The organism is Cyanobacterium sp. Dongsha4 (genome assembly GCF_036345015.1).
In the GTDB taxonomy this organism is placed as follows: Bacteria; Cyanobacteriota; Cyanobacteriia; order Cyanobacteriales; family Cyanobacteriaceae; genus PCC-10605.
In genome coordinates this window covers 3,710,900-3,728,382 of sequence record NZ_CP084098.1, presented here as the reverse complement: position 1 = coordinate 3,728,382, position 17,483 = coordinate 3,710,900, and the positions used below count along the sequence as shown (strand labels likewise).

Sequence of the window (17,483 nt, the reverse complement as noted above, 5' to 3'; positions counted from 1 at the left end):
AATAGTGTATAGTTGATAGTTATTTAGATTACCAAGAAAATAAACTTAAAGACATAATTGACAATCGAGAGTTATTTGATTCTTCAACTCATCTAAAGAGGTAAACTTTTTTTCTGGGCGAATAAAATTAACTAATTTAATCACTAAATCCTGCCCATATAAATCTCCTTGCCAATTTAATAAATGCACCTCTACAATTATACTTTCTCCCCCTACAGTGGGGCGTTTACCCACATTCATAACGGCGGATAAATCATATTTCTGTTGTTGAGGTATATCTACTTTCACACCATAAACTCCCTGCTTAGGTAAATATTTTTCAGGAGGAATTTTTAAATTAGCCGTAGGAAAACCTAACTCTCTACCAAGTTTTTGCCCCTCCACTACTTTTCCTTGTATTTGATAATTTCTGCCTAACATATCTTTAGCTAATTCGACTTTTCCTTCACTGAGGGATTGACGAATATAAGAGCTACTAATACGTATATTTTGTTGATTGACAAGAAAATGTTGTTCTGGAGTAATATTAACTTCAATTTGATATTGATTAGCAAGGGATTGTAAATCTTTCGCTTTTCCCTGTCTTTTATATCCAAAACAGAAATCCTCTCCCACACTGACAAAATTAGCCTTGATTTTTTCTAGTAAAACTTCTTTGACAAACTCCAAGGGAGTTAAATTAGCTAATTCGCGATCGAAAGGCAGTAAAATTAACTCTTGAATACCCAATTTATCTAAAATTTGGGCTTTTTCCTTGATGGGAGTCAGTAATTTTTTGGTTTGTCCGCTAAAAAACTCTTGGGGATGGGGGATAAATGTGACCAGAGCAGGAACAAGATTTTTTGCTATATTACCTTTCAGTATAGGCTTAATTACTTCCTGATGTCCCAGATGCACACCATCAAAGTTACCAAGGGCAATAGCCCGATGAATGTTTTGTAGAGAATTTTGTTCTATAGCAACAGGACTATTATAAGTGATAATCTTTAACACGGAGAATAATTTAAGCAGATGGCTTTATATTTCTATACATTATCATAAAGTTTGCCCATAAGTTATTTAAAGATTGATTATCACCTCAAATTAACCTTAGTTTAATAAGTAGTGAGGAAAAGAATCAATGAGTCATTCCTGAGAGTCAAAAGTCATAAGTTTTGATTAAGTAAGGGGCTTAAACCCTTTGTTGCCTCCTTGTTTTATCGTTTTATCAATTATTCATTCTTCGCCTTTGCCCTTTTTACTTTCCCCTTATCCAAATAGTTAATTCCTAATGAAAATCCATCCACTATTCATCATTAAAACTCAGAAGCGAAAAGACAAAAGAGAGGGGCATAATGATTCTTATTAGGTCAAAAATATTTCTCTTAACATAAATATAAAATACAATCTATTTCCTGAGACTTTTTATGATTTGTTTTTTGTCTAGTTTTTTTAGATTATCTTTATAAAAAAATAAAATTTCGCTATTTTAGTATATTATAGTTGATGAACAAAAACTGATAAACTGTTTTGTATATCTGCTCAAAATAGACTGTTTAAAAATTTAGTAGAATAAAAGTAAATGCGAAATAAAAAAGTACAACCATTAACAGGAAAAGACTTACTAAAAAAAGTTAAAAAATTAGGTAACGTTTCTCGTGAAGAAAAAGCCATTGAATGTGGTTACTATACCCTCACAGATAATGGACAAAAAAGAGTTAGTATGGTTAAGTTTCTCAATGCTTTAATTGAAGCAGAAGGCATCAGTCTTGATAATGAATTGCCCACAGAAAGCAAAAAAAGAGGAAGAAGTGCTAATTATCGTATAAATGTTCAATCAAATGGTAATCTTTCCATCGGAAAAGCCTACACTGAAAAAATGGGGTTAAAACCGGGAGATGAGTTTGAAGTTATCCTCGGCAGAAAAAATATCCATCTCAAACAAATTGAAGGTTAAAGTTTTCTCAAACAAATAAATTTATTAGGGGTAAACAGAATCTTAGTTATGTTTAAACTTTTATTCTAATTTTGCCCCGGCAATTGACAACTGACTTTAGCTTTGGTGAGAACTTTTCCCCCTTGTTTATAGCCCACTAAACGAATATAAACTTCTTCTCCTGTAACTAATTTTTCTTCTTCATTGTAGTGAATTTCAGGATTAAAAGATACTTTTTCCCATGGTTTGCCAATGGGTTCAATTTGCCATTGTTTTAACAAATCATCAATGGGTTTGAGCAGGGTAATAAAATTTTTTATGTTGGTATTTGGTTTTAATTTTGCTATCATTTTGGCAATAGGATAATTTACAAAAAGATATTGTAAGGAATTAAATAATTGTTCTTGCCAATTTGCTTCTAATTCTAAGGGGAGTTTTTCCAGTTTTTGATTTAATTGCTCACATTTTGAATTTAATTCTTGAATTTTGTTTTTTAATTCTTTAGATTCCCTTTGAGAAAGAGTTAATTCGTCTTGAGTTTGTTCTAATTCATCATTAGTTTGTGCTAATTCTTGTTCAATTTCTTTAATATTATTTCTACTTTCATCTAAGTTATTTAATTGTTCTTTTAATTGTTTCTCTAATATTTCTATTTGTGTTTGACTGTCATCTTCTCTATGGTGAAAATCAGTGTTTATTTTTTCTACTTGTTGATGCCATAATTCTATTTCTGCATAGGCATTATCTAATTCACTGGTTTTTTCTGTTATCTGATTCTCAAGACTCCTAAGCTGTGATTGTAACTCTTGCTTTTCTAATTCTAATTCTTGTATTAATTGATTTTGCTCTTGACTATTTCTTTCTAACTCAGCACAAAGAGTATCTATTCTCTGGTTAGCGGAATTTAACTCCTCTTTTGCTTCTAAAAGCTGTTTTTCTAGCTCTAAAATTCTTTCATTGCGAGAGATTAATAAAGATTCCGTTGATGACATTTCTGAGGAAGATTTATCTCTCATTAAAGTTAGTAAAAAACCGCTACCCCCTAACCAAAGTAGAATCCCCAAAAAAAAGTTATGCCAATCTATCATATAAAGTTTATTTAGATATTGTCACCCTTGTTAATTAATATATCATTTCAGGTTATGATATTTAAGGCAAGAGTTATTAAGTTTTATTCTGAACGTAAAAAACTCTAATTTTTTTGGTTAATTATTATAAAAATGACTGCTACACCTTGGACTAGAAAACACATTATTTCTCTGGAAGATTTTACGATAGATGAATATGATGCAGTTTTAACTACAGCATCTAGTTTCAAATCTGTTCTCAAAAGTCGTACCAAAAAAGTACCCGCATTACAGGGGCAGGTAGTAGCAAATATGTTTTTTGAGCCTTCTACTCGTACTCGTAGCAGTTTCGAGTTAGCCGCAAAAAGGCTTTCGGCGGATATTCTCAATTTTGCCCCCGGCACTTCTTCTCTAACTAAAGGGGAAACAATTTTAGATACTGCAAAAACTTATTGGGCGATGGGTGCTAATATTATGGTTATTCGTCACAGTAACTCTGGTGTCCCCTTGAATGTTGCAATGGAAATGGATCGCTTAAATTCTGGAGTAAGCATTTTTAATGGGGGAGATGGGTTACACCAACATCCTTCTCAGGCGTTATTAGATTTATTTACTATTTGTTCGTTATTAGATGAAAAAAATCCTCAGTTATCTTTATTAAAAGGTAAAAAAGTGGCAATAGTGGGAGATATACTTCATTCTCGGGTAGCTCGTTCTAATATTAATAGTTTATTAGCAGGAGGATGTGAAGTTCATTTGGCCGCCCCTCCAACTTTATTACCTACTTTGTTTTTAGAGACAATAAATAATAGTCAAAAAGAGCGATTATTTGTTCATTGGCAATTAAAACCGGCTTTAGAAAATGCTGATTTTGTTATGACTTTAAGATTACAAAAAGAGCGGATGACGGACTATTTATTGCCAAGTTTAAGGGAATATCATCAATTATTTGGCATTACCCATGAACGTTTACAATGGTGTAATCCAGAGGTGAAAGTGTTACACCCAGGACCTGTTAACAGAGGTGTGGAATTAAGTTCAGAATTAATGGATGATGTTAAGTATAGTTTAATTGGGGAACAGGTGACAAATGGGGTAGCGGTGAGAATGGCTTTGTTATATTTGATTGGCAATTAGGGAAAGGGCAAAAGTATTTAATTAACACTCACCCTAACACCCTAATTTGCTAAAAATTTTAGAGGATTTTTTCTAAACCATAAACAAGGGTTTTTAACTCAGTGATTTTGCGAATGGATAGTAAAACCCCCGGCATATAACAGGAGCGATCGCTTGTATCATGGCGTAAAGTATAAATTTGTCCTTGAGCACCAAAGATAATTTCTTGATGGGCAATTAAACCGGGTAGGCGCACACTATGGATGCGAATATTATCACCGCAAATACTACCTCTAGCCCCTTTTAGGTTTTCTGTTTCTTCCACTAACTGAGGATTATAGGTTTTACCTAAATCAGATAACATTTCTGCGGTTTTTATGGCTGTGCCACTGGGAGCATCTGCTTTTTGGTTATGATGCAGTTCTATAATTTCTACATGGTCAAAATATTGGGCGGCTTGGATGGCGGCTTGTTGCATCAACACGATACCAATGGAAAAATTAGGAATGACTAAAACTCCTGTGGATGCTTTTTCGGCAAATTCTGCTAAGTCTTTAATTTGCTTAGGAGATAAGCCCGTAGTACCCACTACAGGACGTATGCCATATGCGATCGCACTTCTAATGTTGTCATAAATACAATCGGGGTGAGTAAAATCCACCATTACTCCTTGAATTTTGTGTTGAGTAGCTAAAACTAAAACACTTTCCAAGTCATCAACGATAGGAACTTCTAATGCACCACAACCAGCTACCTCTCCCACATCTTCCCCAATAACAGCAGGATTGCGATCGATTGCACCTACTAACATCATATCAGGAGCATCCTTCACGGCTTTGATAACTTCTTTTCCCATTTTTCCTGCCGCACCATTTACGACTACAGGAATTAAATTTTCTTGATTCATCATGAAATAAAATAAGTGATCAGTAATAAAAACAAGGCAAAGGGCAAGGAATAAAGGTAAATAGTTGAAAATTAAGAATTAAGAATTAAAAACCCTGAACTCCTAACTCCTAACTCCTAACTCGTTTCTCCCCAATACCCCAAACCTCTAACTAATCTTCATCCTCCACAATTTCTTCTTTATGGCGAATTTTGTCATAGAGGTCGATATATTCTTGGCCAGAGCGTTTCCAAGAGTAATCATACTGCATCCCTTGCTTTTGCAGTTTTTGGAAATCTAAGGGATAATGATGCCACAAACCGATCGCTCTTTCTAGGGCAGATTCTAAGGCAGGAGGATCATTTTGATAAAATACATAACCGTTTCTTTCTTCTTCTTCATGAAATTGATCATAGTCTTTATCAAAAACAGTATCTACTAAACCACCCACTCCACGCACCACAGGCACAGTACCATATCTTAGCCCAATCATTTGAGTTAAGCCACAAGGCTCAAAACTACTAGGAACAACAATCATATCAGCACCAGCATAGATTAAATGGGCTAAATCTTCATCAAAACCTAATTCTAGGTGACAGTCAGGGCTATCATTAAGATTATGTTTTTCTCGCCAAAAATGTTCGTTGATTTCTCGCCCAGTAGGTGAACCAAGAAGAACAAACTGAGCATTATTACGTAAGCAGTAGTAAATGGAATGATGAACTAATTCTACTCCTTTTTGTTGGTCTAATCTCCCGATAAAGGCAACTATAGGCTTTTTCTCATCTCTGAGTAAGAGGCGATCGCGCAGTGCTTTTTTATTTTTTAACTTGCCACTGAGGTCATCAACATTGAAATGATGGGGGATATGGGTGTCTTCTTCTGGATTCCATGTTTTATAGTCAATGCCGTTAAGGATGCCATTAAATTTACTCTGATGAACATCTAATGTATGACCTAAACCATAACTTACATCAGTATATCTAGCTTCCCAAGCATGGTGAGGAGAAACCGTATTGACGTGATTAGAATAAACTATTCCCCCTTTCATCAAATTGAGTCCAAAAGGGTTAAAATTATCACGGAGGCGATCGTAACTAAAGAAATGAGGTTCATTATTAAGGCGAGTTGCCCATAAAATATCCTTTCCTGCAACCCCTTGATGTTTGAAATTATGAATAGTGAAGCAAATCCTTATATCGCCCATTCCTAACCAGCTATATTGTTCAAATAGCATTACAGGTACTAAACCCGTTTGCCAATCGTGACAGTGAATGATGTCTGGACGTTTACCAGTGGCTAACAAAAACTCTAAAGCCGCTTTTGAGAAGAAGGTAAAGCGCATATAATCATCATTATTGCCATAATAACAACCTCGATTGAAAAAATTGTCATTAGAGTGAGGTTGAATAAAGAAACACTGCAACCCATCAACCCAGCCACAATAAACAGAAGTATGGATAGTACCACCATACCAAGGTACATTCAAATGTTCATAGGCAATGTGTAAATTCCAAATCTTATCATATTTCATGCAGTCATACATAGGTAAAATAATCTCTAATGTATGATTACGCCTTTCAATATCTCGACTCAAGCCATAAACGACATCACCAAGCCCTCCTGCTTTAATTACAGGTGCGCATTCTGAAGCAATTTGAACAATATACATAGAAAGCTGTTACCCTTCTTCGTTGTCTTTAGATTGATTCTTGTTATATCAGAACTTCGTAACTTTGTAAATTAAAAGATTAGTCGTGACAAGGAATTAATGCTAACTAATTAAAGATGAATCGTTATTCGGAGAAAAATATTATTTAAGAGTTATGTATGAGTAAATTTAATGTTTATAATTAGGTGAGCAAATCTCCAAAAACTATACTTTGAGGAAAGATAGGACTTGATAAAATAAATGAAATTCAAACATAATTTTCTTCTTCCATTCATCTTTATATTCATTGGTGAAATATGGTTTTATGCTCCCCAGATATTCGCCCTAGAAAATAAAGAAATAAAATCTCATAATATATTGGAAAAATGTAATAGTAATTGGGAAAATTTAACACAATCTTTAACAAAAGATATTGCAGATTATGGTAATAGGGTTATTCAAAGCTCAAGAATTTATCCTAATTTAGATAATTTTTTGCCCACCTATATTGTGACTGCTAGTATTCCTGATACTCAATCTTTACCTTTAAATAATTTTGCTAGTGAGGATTTTTACATATCAGAAAATCAGGAGACAAAACAATTATTTTTTACCACTTTGGAAAGACAATATTCTAGTGATAATCGCATTATTGAAGCTCAAAATTTCCATTGGCTAATTTTTACATTTACCCCTCAAGGATGGCAATTAGTTAAGGCAATGACAAGATTTGGCTACCCTCAACCCGAAGGAGATTTTTCCGTTTCTCCTCCCCGTGATACGACTAACGGTATAATTGGACAGGCTGTGAATTTATGGTTAAGAGATTGTCAACATTAAAATTAATAGATTATGAGTAGTTCGATCGAGCGTCAATATATGTCTCCTAATTGTGTTCTATCTTTACAAGGTTTTAGTGAGGAGAGTGATAATCAAGAAGCAATATCAGTAATGTCGGTGCTAACTCTGGCAAAATGTCAAATTATAGGAAATTCAACCACTTTACAAGGAGGATTAACTTTTGTAGAACATTTACTCCATGCAGTTAGTAGTTACACTCACGATTTATTAAGTGGTTTAAATCATCCCGTTGAGTCTAAAGATAAAAACGACTATATTTATTTAACCAATCTTGAAGACAAAAAGCGTCATTTATTGGTCTGGCAAAAAGAAAAAGATCAGGCAGAAGAACAATTAGAATGGGAATTAACCACAGTACAGCTTTTCGATTTATTAGATGCTTTAGATCAACTGTATCAAGACCCTTTAACTTTACCCCAGTTAAAAAATGAAATAAAGCCCTTATCTCGTCGTCATCGTCAGGCGGAGGTTTCCTTTGTGGAACAATCTACCCCCGCTACCCTTGGCTTTGTTGGTTTTACCTTAGCCGCGATCGCACTTTTCTTCATTCCTAATCCTAATAATATAAAAGACCCCAATCAAGAACCTCAACCTGCTAGAGAAACAAATCAACAAGTAATTCCCGTGGAAACCCCTTCTAAACCTAGCGAAAATGAATAACAAATAATTTGGAGACATGAGGGTTCTGATTTTTATGGTTTAGGGTGTTTGGGGTATTCGGGGATTCGAAAGAAAAGGAGATGAGGGGGGAAAGTTAACTAAACACCGTTGCCTGTTGCCTATTCCCTGTTCCCTACCCTGATGACATCACCTTGTCCTCAACCCCTATTTATTATTTCCCAATCAACTTAACCATCCCAATACCACCAAAATATAACATTAAAACTGCACCGCCAAGGAGAGATTGAGTTAAAGGGTCTGTGGAGGGAGTGATAACTGCTCCCAAAATCAACGAAGCTAAAATCACAATTCTCCAACCTGATAGCATTTGTTGAGAGGATACTATGCCTAGCATACCCAAAAGTAGTTGTATGACTGGTATTTGAAAAGCTAAACCAGTGGAAAACATTAACAGTAAAATAAACTTAAAATACTTATCAATTGACCATAATTGTTCTACCACATCACCACCGTAGCCAATAAAAAATTTCAGAGCGGCGGGAATTAAAACATAATAAGCAAAGGCTAAACCAGCAAAAAAGAGAATACTTGAACCGAATACCACTGGAGCTAAAAATCTTCTTTCTTTTCTAGTTAATCCGGGTAAAACAAATTGAACTATTTGATAGAGAATTATGGGGGCGGCGAGAATAATTCCTGTATAACCTGCTACTTGAATAGATACAAAGAAAAACTCTCCCGGCGCTAACTGTAGAAATTTAACTCCTTGGGCTGGAACTTCTAACCAAGCTACGATAGTTTTAACAAAAGCAAAACAGGCGATCGCACTTAATAGTACAGCAATTAAACTAACAAAAATCCTTTGTCTTAATTCTTCGAGATGATCAAAAAAAGACATTTCCGCAGGATTAGGAACTTCATCCCAATATTCAGGAGAATTTTTATCCTGAACCGAATTTTCTAATTGCTGAGTGGTCATAAGTATTGGTAAAGATATTGATCAACTAGGATAAATTAAGCAAACTTGATTTTATCATATTAGCATGATGATAGGGGTTCGGAGTTCGGAAAGAAGTGTCAGATTTCAGGTTTTGCGGTGTTGAGGGATTGGGGTGTTGGGATGTTAGGGTTAAAGTTCATTAAACTAATGAGTGCCTCTTGCCTTCCCTCCTAAATAGGGAGGATAAAGGGGGGTTTGCCTTTTGCCTTTTTATAATGGAAAATTATTGATTTTCCTGCCAGTAATAATATAGTAAATAATAAAGTTTTACGACCTCTTCGGCTGATACACTGTTATAAGTAACGTTCGTCAGAAAAGCCTCCATAAAAGAAATAATCCAACATAACTCAGTTTCAGGGAGAGTGTCTTGGGCTTGAGAAACGACACTTCTAGCTTCATCAAAAATATCCTTCTTATCTGCTTCAACTATAGGAGTCGAGCGTCTAAGAGGGTCTCTTTCTACGGCCGCAAAGGCTTGAGATACCACAAAAGATATTTTCTGTTTTAACTCTCTTTTTTCTTTAATTCTTCTTCTTTGTCTCTCTATCCCCTCTATGGATGAAGCATAATAGCAAGGGAGTCGATTAAGGGCAAAAGTAGCAACCTCTAATAAATTGATATAGTCTGCACTTCTACTCAAAGCCTTATTATTTTGCAGTTGAAATTCAATCTCTTCTTGCACAAAGGCTTCCATCACGTTTTTATAAGTTTGCGGTTCAGATACCATGATTTTTCTGATTGAGGACAAATAGTATTTGACACGGATAGAGAAGGGGATTTGGTTTTTCCCCTTTTTTATTATGAGTTATTCTTGATCATTTCTGATATTATTTTGACGATTTCCTCAACAAGAACATCTTGAGAGTTTTTTGTGCTTCTTTCCACTAACTCGACTTTTCCATCTTTGAGAGATCTTCCTGTTACGATACGATAGGGAATACCAATCAAATCCGCATCTTTGAATTTTACCCCTGCTCGTTCGTCTCTGTCGTCTAAGAGGGTTTCTACTCCTGCTTGATTCAGATTATGATAGATTTCCTCGGCAATTTTTACCTGTTGTTCATCGGTGATATTGGGAATAACGACTATAGCGTGATAAGGTGCGATCGCAACTGGCCAGATTATACCATCTTTATCGTGGGATTGTTCCACGGCAGACTGTGCCAGACGAGATACCCCAATACCATAACAACCCATGACAAAAGGCTTTTCTGTGCCGTCTTCGGCGGTGTAGGTTGCCCCCATTGCCTCAGAATATTTAGTACCTAGTTGGAAAATATGCCCTACTTCGATACCTCTAGCGGTTTGTAAGGTTTGTTCGGGATTATGTAAAGCGCGATCGCCCACTTTTGCTTTACGAATGTCAACGGTTAACTTAGGTAGGGTGAATTGTTGCCCCCAATTAGCTCCCACAACGTGATACCCTGTTTCATTAGCACCAGTAACAAAGTTTTCTAAATCCACTACCGTTTGATCTGCTAATCGTAAAAATTCCCCTGCAACGTCTTTATTTTGAGCAATATAATCATCACTTAAATCTGGGGCGATATAGCCTAAAGGTAAAGGTTTTTCTGCCCATTTTTGTTGAGCATTCTCATCGGGAACGGTTAAACTAAGTACAGTATTAGCAGTATAATTAGGGGCTAATTTTACTAATTCATTGGTTAATTTAACTTCATTGACATCTTGATCTCCCCTAATATTGACTAAAATTAAGACCGTTTTTCCTGAATCATAGACGGCTTGATAGAGAACATTTTTAACAATATTCGTTGCAGAACATTCTAACAATTTACAAACTTTTTCGATAGTTTCAGTATTAGGAGTAGCTTTTTTCTCATAGCTAGTAAAGGGGGATGTTACCTTATCCGCAGGTAAAGAAACGGCTTTTTCTACGTTGGCAGAGTATAAACCATCTTCGGTGTAGAGAATTTCATCCTCTCCAGCTTCGGCTAATACCATGAATTCCTGAGAACCAGAACCGCCGATCGCACCTGAATCCGCTTCTACGGGGCGAAAACTCAAGCCACAACGAGTAAAGATGTTTTTATAGGCTTGATCCATGTCATTATAAGTCTTTTTCAAGCATTCTGGGGAAGTATGGAAAGAATAGCCATCTTTCATAATAAACTCTCTACCGCGCATCAACCCGAAACGGGGGCGAATTTCGTCTCTAAATTTCGTCTGAATTTGATATAAATGAACAGGTAATTGCCGATAGGATTTTACCATATCACGAGCGATCGCAGTTATAACTTCTTCGTGGGTAGGTCCTAAAGCTAATTGACGATTTTGTCTATCTGTAAGGGAAAACATAATGCCTTCCGCTTTTGTATAAGTATCCCAACGCCCTGATTCTTGCCATAAATCCGCAGGTTGCATCTGGGGTAATAAACATTCTTGTGCCCCTGTAGCGTTCATTTCTTCCCGCACAATTTGACTCACCTTTTGCAAAACTCGCCACATCAAAGGTAAATAACTATAAACACCGCTACCAATACGACGAATATAACCTGCTCTCAATAATAACTTATGACTTTTAATTTCCGCCTCCGCAGGATCTTCACGCAGAGTGGCAAATAACATGGAAGATAAACGCATAACTATAATAATTTAGCTTATAAACAAGCTCTTATTATACGGGAGATGTGATTAATTAAGGTTAATCTTTCTAGTCCAACTAATGCTAGTATTGCTGATGGGGAATGTGTTGTGTTTGAGGTAGCAGTTTAATATTATCTGATAGTTAATCTTATTCCTTAATAATTAACCTCTCTAGCATAACCGAACTTTCTTTCAATCTGATGATAAGGCGATCGCATCTTGTGGTGTGTGTGGGGTGCGATCGCTTTTTAGCTATTTTTAATAAACCTGATCGTGAGTACCAATGTCAATAAAAACCGCTTTATTTTCATCTACAAAATACAAAATTACCCTTTGATAATATTCAATACTAAAACTCCATAAATCCTTGAGTTTTCCCGATAATTTGTGAGTTTTTAATCTCACATCAAAAGGATTATCTCTAAATAATTTTAATTTACTTTCAAATTTTTGTTCTAAATTGATATTACCTTTTATTTGTTTTTTATAAGCTCGTTTAAAAGATTCATCAAAACTTATTTCTAACATTAATTTTCTAAAGATCTCATTAATTCATCAATATCTGAGGAAAAGGTTAATTTACCTTCTTTTTGTCTCTGTTGACTAATGACGTAATGTTGATAAATTTCTTCTCTTTTTTCTTCAACTAAATATTTTTCAACCAGAGATTTTAATTCTTCTTTCTCTTGAAAAGAAAGTTTTTTTACAGATTCAACTACTTCACTAAAAGTCATAGATTTATATTTGTTATAATCTCTTTATTTTATAATTCTAAAGCAAAAATAGCAAAATAAAAAAATAGAGCGGAATATTTGATTGAATAATAATTGTTGGCATTGGGGGAGGTGCGATCACCTTCGGTGGCGCTGCGCGATCGTTCTTAATTGGATATAAAATCTCACACACAAACAAGAAAACAGATTATAATAGGATATGTACCTAACAATGTACAACTAAGACAATGAATATTGTAAATTTTACTGAAGCAAGAAAAAACTTTAAATCAATACTAGATACTGTTGCTAATGATCAAGATTGTACTGTAATTGTGCGAAGAGATGCAGAGGATGCAGTTTTAATGTCTAAAAGTTATTATGACAGTCTCATGGAAACATTTTATCTTTTAAAATCTCCAGCTAATGCTAGACATTTAGAAGAGGCGATCGCAGAATATAAACAGGGTAAAACAGAAGAACACGATTTAATCGATGCGTAAATTAGCTTGGGGTAGTAAAGCATGGAAAGACTATCTTTATTGGCAATCTCAGGATAAGAAAACCTTAAAAAGAATTAACAAACTTATCCAAGATACTTTATCTCATCCCTTTGAGGGAATAGGTAAACCCGAACCTTTGAGAGAAAATTTGTCAGGTTTTTGGTCTCGTCGTATCGATGAAACAAATCGTCTTGTTTATGTTATTGATGACGATTATTTAACCATTATCTCCTGTAGGTATCATTATCAAGAATAGATCGACTTTTACCTGAGTTCGGAGTTCGGAGTTCGGAGTTCGGAGCTAAACTTAGCAAATATTGAATTAAAACTATTTAAAATTGATTTTTTGACCTTATCTACTAATTTTAATGGTTGTTTTTACTCATTTTTAAACTCTTTCTTCCCATGCTGGTTATCGAGCGTAGTCGAGATGCCCACGCTTCTCGTGCCTCCGCACCTTACTTTTACGATTTTTCTTATATCGAACTCAGGTGTTGTTGGGGAGGTGCGATCACCTTCGGTGGCGCTGCGCGATCGCTTTTGTTATAAAATTTATAAATTCAATAGTTTATAATTTAACGAAAAAGTTAGTAATTTTGAATATCGTCAATGTTGCAAATTAATAAAAACTATGTTTTAGATAGTGACAAAAAAACTATAGCCGTGCAAATTCCAATTACCGAATTTGAACAAATAGAAGAAATTTTAGAAAATTATGGACTAGGGAAACTGATAGAAAAAGTGGAAGATGAACAAACTCTATCAAAAGATGAAGCATTAAAATATTTAGAAGTCATCAAAAATAATGTGGAAAGTTGAATATAAAATTAGAATTGGAGATTATCGTATTGGCTTAACAATTAATAAAAAACAAAAAATTATTATCTGTGAAAGGATTGCACATCGTAGAGAAATTTATCAAATTTTTCCTTAACAGCGATCGCATCTTGTTGGGGTTGGGGGAGGTGCGATCACCTTCGGTGGCGCTGCGCGATCGCTGTTATTACTTCTTCATGGGTTAGCCCTAAAGCTAATTGACGATTTTGTCTATCCGTCAGAAAAAACATAATATTTTCAGCCTTTGTATCACCCAAAAATATTCGATTTAGCGAGGTTTCAGCTATCAGGCAGTTTAAGGTAAGGGCAGATTTTGGGTTTAATTTTCTGAAGCATTTATACTTGAGTTGACAAGAAATCTAAGTGTTTAGATAGATTTTTGATATTTCTAGCATAATAGCTTACTTGCACACATTAAATTAGAGATTATTTCTAGGTACTATAATCAAATAATTTATCTTCAATAATTTATTAAAAAAAATTAAATAGCCACTATAAAAACTGTCACAAACTATCAACAAAAAGCAAATTATTCTATTTATAATCGTGCTAAATAAATTGTTAATTAGGATGATAAAACGATGAGTAAAGATAATGTAAATCAAAGTCATAGCAATGCTTGGGTTGCTCAAACATGGTTATCTTTTTTTCTTTCTGTGGGAGGAATGGGCTTTGGAATTTTCTTTTTACCAGTGGATTTATGGATTAAGGCTTATTTAGGTATGGGATTGGCTTTTTCTATTAGTTCTACAGTTAGTTTGAGTAAAACTCAAAGAGATATACATGAATCTCAGAGAATAATTAGTAAATTAGAAGAAGCTAAATTAGAGAAGATATTAGCAGAACATCATCAAGTATAAATTAAGGGAGTTTTCTGAAAAAGTTTACACCCGTTGGATAGGAAAGAGGAAAAGAGAAGCATTTGACTCATCAGGTAAGGGGTTAATAAGATTAAGCCCCTATCTATGAATGAAAAAGTTTTGAGTCAACATTCAGACTTTAGAAAATAACAGCTTAAGAGTATGATAGAAAGTTGGTCTATACTAAACTTTTATTGATAATGACGAATAAATATTCTATTACTCTATTACCAGGTGATGGTATTGGTCCTGAAATTATGGCAGTCACCGTTGATGTTTTAAAAGTAATTGCTCAACAATGTGATTTAGAATTTTCATTTCAAGAGGCTTTAATTGGTGGGGCGGCAATCGATGCAACAGATACTCCTTTACCTGCTGAAACTGTTGAAAAATGTCGTCAGAGTGATGCGGTTTTATTAGCGGCTATTGGGGGTTATAAATGGGACAATTTACCAAGGGAAAAGCGTCCTGAAACGGGACTTTTAGGTATCAGAGCGGCTTTAGGATTATTTGCTAATTTACGTCCTGCGACTATCTTACCTCAACTAATTGATGCTTCTAGTTTGAAAAAAGAGGTAGTGGAAGGGGTTGACATTATGGTAGTGCGTGAGTTGACAGGTGGTATTTACTTTGGTCAACCCAAGGGTATTTTTACCTCGGAAACAGGAGAAAAAAGAGGGGTAAATACTATGGCTTATACTGTATCAGAAATCGATCGCATCGCTAAAGTAGCTTTTGAAACTGCCCAAAAACGAACAGGAAAATTGTGTTCTGTAGATAAAGCTAATGTACTAGATGTTTCTCAATTATGGCGCGATCGCCTCAATGCTATGGCCAATCAATATCCTGATGTGGAACTAACACATATGTATGTGGATAATGCGGCCATGCAGTTAGTTCGCAATCCTAAGCAATTTGACACTATTGTTACAGGTAATTTATTTGGGGATATTCTCTCTGATGCGGCGGCCATGTTAACTGGTAGTATTGGTATGTTACCATCAGCAAGTTTAGGAAGCGATCGCCCCGGTTTATTTGAGCCTGTACACGGTTCAGCCCCTGATATTGCAGGACAAGATAAAGCTAACCCTCTGGCACAAGTTTTAAGTGCGGCTATGATGCTTCGTTATGGTTTAAATGAACCATTGGCGGCGGATAAAATTGAACAAGCTGTCTTAAAAGTTTTAGATTTAGGCTATCGCACGGGAGATATTATGTCTGAAGGTTGTCAGGCGGTAGGTTGTCAAGGTATGGGAGAAGCCTTACTCAAGGTTTTATAGTTCTTTTACAAACAAAGGGCAAAGGGCAATCCATTTGAGTTAGGAGTTAGGAGTTAGGAGTTAAGATTAAAAAAAATTCCCCCCTAAAACCTGAAACCTGACACCTCTTTCTGAAATCCTAGCAACCAAATACTTGAATATCTTTAAAGGCACACACGGGAGAGGCATGGCCAACTCTAATGGCTTGATTTGGTTCTCCTTTACCACAGTAGGGAGTTCCATAAAATTCTCTGGTGGATTCATCGCCTACATAAATGAGATTGTGCCAGAAATGTTGGGTTACTCCTCGATAGTTAGGATTTCTCAGGGTTTTAGTAATTTTACCGTTTTCGATTAATTGGGCATATTCACAACCGAATTGAAATTTGTTGCGGTAGTCATCAATAGACCATGAGCGGTTAGATTTCATATAAACTCCAAATTCGATCGCGCTAATAATCTCATGGAAACTACTATTACCTGATTCTAAGTTTAAATTAGCCATGCGATCAATGGAAGGACGATTCCAAGAGGAAGAGCGAAAATTGGCCACTCCTTGAATATTTGACCTCTGTTGACTTTCAAGACTACCTAATCCCCTAAGTAAGATACCATCCTTAATTAAGTATTGTTTTTCTGCTTTTAGCCCTGCATCATCGTAACCATAACTGGCAAATTCCCCTTTAACAGTAGGATCAAAGGTAATATTCATCAAGGGCGAACCATAGGCAAGTGTACCAAAATCTGATAATTTAACAAAGCTACTTCCTGCGTAATTACGTTCGTCTCCTAAGATGCGATCGATTTCCAAAGGATGACCTACACTTTCATGAATTTGCAACATCATTTGATCTGGTGCTAAAACAAGGGTAGTAGTCATGTTCGGACAGTCTTGGGCAAAAACTAACTCTACCGCTTCTTCTCCTATTTGTTGCACACGATTAAGGGTAATTTCAGGGTTAAAGACTTCTTTTCCTGCTTGATAACATCTAGCTAACATTCCGTTATCACTTCTTTTTTGAACAATATTACCATCTTGTGCGATCGCAGCATAATCAGTTTCCACAAGGGAAAATTGCTGTTGAATATTCGCTCCATTACTACTAACAAAATGAGAGGAAATATCACTAATTCCAGCCATAGCTGTAGCTTTAACCACCTTATCCGACACCCGAAGACGATGACAAATTTGGACTAATAAATCATTTAACTCTTGGGGATGGACTAAATTAGCAGACTCGGTAATAGGGGATTGATAACTTCCCTTTGCGGAAGGTCTAATATCCGTATTAAATTTAAAAATACTCCATTTACTCGCTTTTTCGGCTTGTTGTTGAGCAATTTCCGCCGCCCGTTGAATTGCAGATTGATTCAAATGATTAGTAGCACAATAGCCTATTTGCCCATTAACCATTACTTCCACCATTACTCCATGATTTATTTTTCTGCCATTACTTTGGGGTTTGCCATCACGGAAAATACGATGAGTTGTAGTTTCGCAAACTTGTCTTAATCCGATCCAGTCTGCATTAATATCGAGATTCTCAAGGGTTTTTTCAAGATCTAACATTTACAATCAATTATTAATAA

The 17,483-nt window shown here is 35.4% G+C and carries 21 protein-coding genes; 11 read left to right on the top strand and 10 right to left on the bottom strand.

The window, feature by feature from the left end; genetic code table 11:
- Positions 1-45: 45 nt before the first annotated feature.
- A complete protein-coding gene (locus Dongsha4_RS16090) occupies positions 46-984 on the bottom strand; it encodes a bifunctional riboflavin kinase/FAD synthetase (RefSeq protein ID WP_330205459.1) in 939 nt (312 codons plus the stop codon).
- Positions 985-1,561: 577 nt separating this feature from the next.
- On the opposite strand from Dongsha4_RS16090, the gene Dongsha4_RS16085 reads away from it, so the two are divergent.
- A complete protein-coding gene (locus tag Dongsha4_RS16085) occupies positions 1,562-1,936 on the top strand; it encodes an AbrB family transcriptional regulator (protein WP_015219908.1) in 375 nt (124 codons plus the stop codon).
- Positions 1,937-2,001: 65 nt separating this feature from the next.
- On the opposite strand, the gene Dongsha4_RS16080 is transcribed toward Dongsha4_RS16085, so the two are convergent.
- Positions 2,002-3,003, bottom strand: coding sequence for a hypothetical protein (locus Dongsha4_RS16080; RefSeq protein WP_330203311.1), 1,002 nt, complete (start codon positions 3,001-3,003; stop codon positions 2,002-2,004).
- A 132-nt stretch (positions 3,004-3,135) separates the two neighbouring features.
- Here Dongsha4_RS16080 and Dongsha4_RS16075 point away from each other — a divergent pair, with 132 nt between their 5' ends.
- Positions 3,136-4,119 carry an aspartate carbamoyltransferase catalytic subunit gene (locus Dongsha4_RS16075; RefSeq protein ID WP_330203310.1) on the top strand — a complete coding sequence of 328 codons (984 nt, stop codon included), beginning with the start codon at positions 3,136-3,138 and terminating at the stop codon, positions 4,117-4,119.
- Positions 4,120-4,177: 58 nt separating this feature from the next.
- Here Dongsha4_RS16075 and dapB read toward each other — a convergent pair whose 3' ends face one another.
- Positions 4,178-5,005: a 4-hydroxy-tetrahydrodipicolinate reductase gene (dapB, locus tag Dongsha4_RS16070; RefSeq protein ID WP_330205458.1), complete on the bottom strand. Its 828-nt coding sequence runs from the start codon at positions 5,003-5,005 to the stop codon at positions 4,178-4,180.
- A gap of 151 nt (positions 5,006-5,156) precedes the next feature.
- Positions 5,157-6,656, bottom strand: coding sequence for a glycogen synthase GlgA (glgA, locus tag Dongsha4_RS16065; RefSeq protein WP_330203309.1), 1,500 nt, complete (start codon positions 6,654-6,656; stop codon positions 5,157-5,159).
- A gap of 240 nt (positions 6,657-6,896) precedes the next feature.
- Here glgA and Dongsha4_RS16060 point away from each other — a divergent pair, with 240 nt between their 5' ends.
- Both Dongsha4_RS16060 and Dongsha4_RS16055 read left to right on the top strand, forming a co-directional pair.
- Positions 6,897-7,475, top strand: a complete 579-nt coding sequence (locus Dongsha4_RS16060; protein WP_330203308.1) for a hypothetical protein — start codon at positions 6,897-6,899, stop codon at positions 7,473-7,475.
- Between the two features lie 12 nt (positions 7,476-7,487).
- Positions 7,488-8,156: a DUF4335 domain-containing protein gene (locus Dongsha4_RS16055; RefSeq protein ID WP_330203307.1), complete on the top strand. Its 669-nt coding sequence runs from the start codon at positions 7,488-7,490 to the stop codon at positions 8,154-8,156.
- Positions 8,157-8,328: 172 nt separating this feature from the next.
- On the opposite strand, the gene tatC is transcribed toward Dongsha4_RS16055, so the two are convergent.
- The 5 genes from tatC to Dongsha4_RS16030 form a co-directional block, all read right to left on the bottom strand.
- Complete coding sequence (gene tatC, locus Dongsha4_RS16050) at positions 8,329-9,096, bottom strand: twin-arginine translocase subunit TatC (RefSeq protein ID WP_330203306.1); 768 nt, start codon at positions 9,094-9,096, stop codon at positions 8,329-8,331.
- A 244-nt stretch (positions 9,097-9,340) separates the two neighbouring features.
- The gene (locus Dongsha4_RS16045; RefSeq protein ID WP_330203305.1) at positions 9,341-9,844 is read right to left on the bottom strand and encodes a late competence development ComFB family protein; all 504 of its coding nucleotides are present in this window, start codon (positions 9,842-9,844) and stop codon (positions 9,341-9,343) included.
- Between the two features lie 71 nt (positions 9,845-9,915).
- Positions 9,916-11,718 (bottom strand): proline--tRNA ligase, encoded by a 1,803-nt coding sequence (proS, locus tag Dongsha4_RS16040; RefSeq protein WP_330203304.1) that lies wholly within the window; start codon positions 11,716-11,718, stop codon positions 9,916-9,918.
- A 261-nt stretch (positions 11,719-11,979) separates the two neighbouring features.
- Positions 11,980-12,249: a type II toxin-antitoxin system mRNA interferase toxin, RelE/StbE family gene (locus Dongsha4_RS16035; RefSeq protein ID WP_330203303.1), complete on the bottom strand. Its 270-nt coding sequence runs from the start codon at positions 12,247-12,249 to the stop codon at positions 11,980-11,982.
- On the bottom strand, positions 12,249-12,455 hold the full coding sequence (locus tag Dongsha4_RS16030) for a hypothetical protein (RefSeq protein ID WP_330203302.1): 207 nt from the start codon (positions 12,453-12,455) through the stop codon (positions 12,249-12,251). Before Dongsha4_RS16030 ends, Dongsha4_RS16035 begins: the two co-directional genes overlap by 1 nt.
- A 227-nt stretch (positions 12,456-12,682) precedes the next feature.
- Between Dongsha4_RS16030 and Dongsha4_RS16025 the strand changes: the two genes are divergently transcribed.
- The 7 genes from Dongsha4_RS16025 to leuB all read left to right on the top strand — a co-directional run bounded on the left by Dongsha4_RS16025 (position 12,683) and on the right by leuB (position 15,914).
- Positions 12,683-12,937, top strand: a complete 255-nt coding sequence (locus tag Dongsha4_RS16025; protein WP_330203301.1) for a type II toxin-antitoxin system prevent-host-death family antitoxin — start codon at positions 12,683-12,685, stop codon at positions 12,935-12,937.
- Positions 12,930-13,193, top strand: a complete 264-nt coding sequence (locus tag Dongsha4_RS16020) for a Txe/YoeB family addiction module toxin (protein WP_330203300.1) — start codon at positions 12,930-12,932, stop codon at positions 13,191-13,193. Before Dongsha4_RS16025 ends, Dongsha4_RS16020 begins: the two co-directional genes overlap by 8 nt.
- A 149-nt stretch (positions 13,194-13,342) precedes the next feature.
- Positions 13,343-13,486, top strand: a complete 144-nt coding sequence (locus Dongsha4_RS16015) for a hypothetical protein (protein WP_330203299.1) — start codon at positions 13,343-13,345, stop codon at positions 13,484-13,486.
- Positions 13,487-13,546: 60 nt separating this feature from the next.
- Positions 13,547-13,756: a hypothetical protein gene (locus tag Dongsha4_RS16010; protein WP_330203298.1), complete on the top strand. Its 210-nt coding sequence runs from the start codon at positions 13,547-13,549 to the stop codon at positions 13,754-13,756.
- Positions 13,743-13,871 carry a hypothetical protein gene (locus Dongsha4_RS16005; RefSeq protein WP_330203297.1) on the top strand — a complete coding sequence of 43 codons (129 nt, stop codon included), beginning with the start codon at positions 13,743-13,745 and terminating at the stop codon, positions 13,869-13,871. The genes Dongsha4_RS16010 and Dongsha4_RS16005 overlap by 14 nt, the downstream gene beginning before the upstream one ends.
- A gap of 484 nt (positions 13,872-14,355) precedes the next feature.
- Positions 14,356-14,634, top strand: coding sequence for a YiaA/YiaB family inner membrane protein (locus Dongsha4_RS16000; RefSeq protein ID WP_330203296.1), 279 nt, complete (start codon positions 14,356-14,358; stop codon positions 14,632-14,634).
- Positions 14,635-14,834: 200 nt separating this feature from the next.
- Positions 14,835-15,914, top strand: a complete 1,080-nt coding sequence (gene leuB / locus Dongsha4_RS15995) for a 3-isopropylmalate dehydrogenase (protein WP_330203295.1) — start codon at positions 14,835-14,837, stop codon at positions 15,912-15,914.
- A gap of 118 nt (positions 15,915-16,032) precedes the next feature.
- On the opposite strand, the gene Dongsha4_RS15990 is transcribed toward leuB, so the two are convergent.
- Entirely contained in the window at positions 16,033-17,463 is a 1,431-nt protein-coding gene (locus Dongsha4_RS15990) for a TldD/PmbA family protein (RefSeq protein ID WP_330203294.1), read from the bottom strand.
- Between the last annotated feature and the right edge of the window lie 20 nt (positions 17,464-17,483).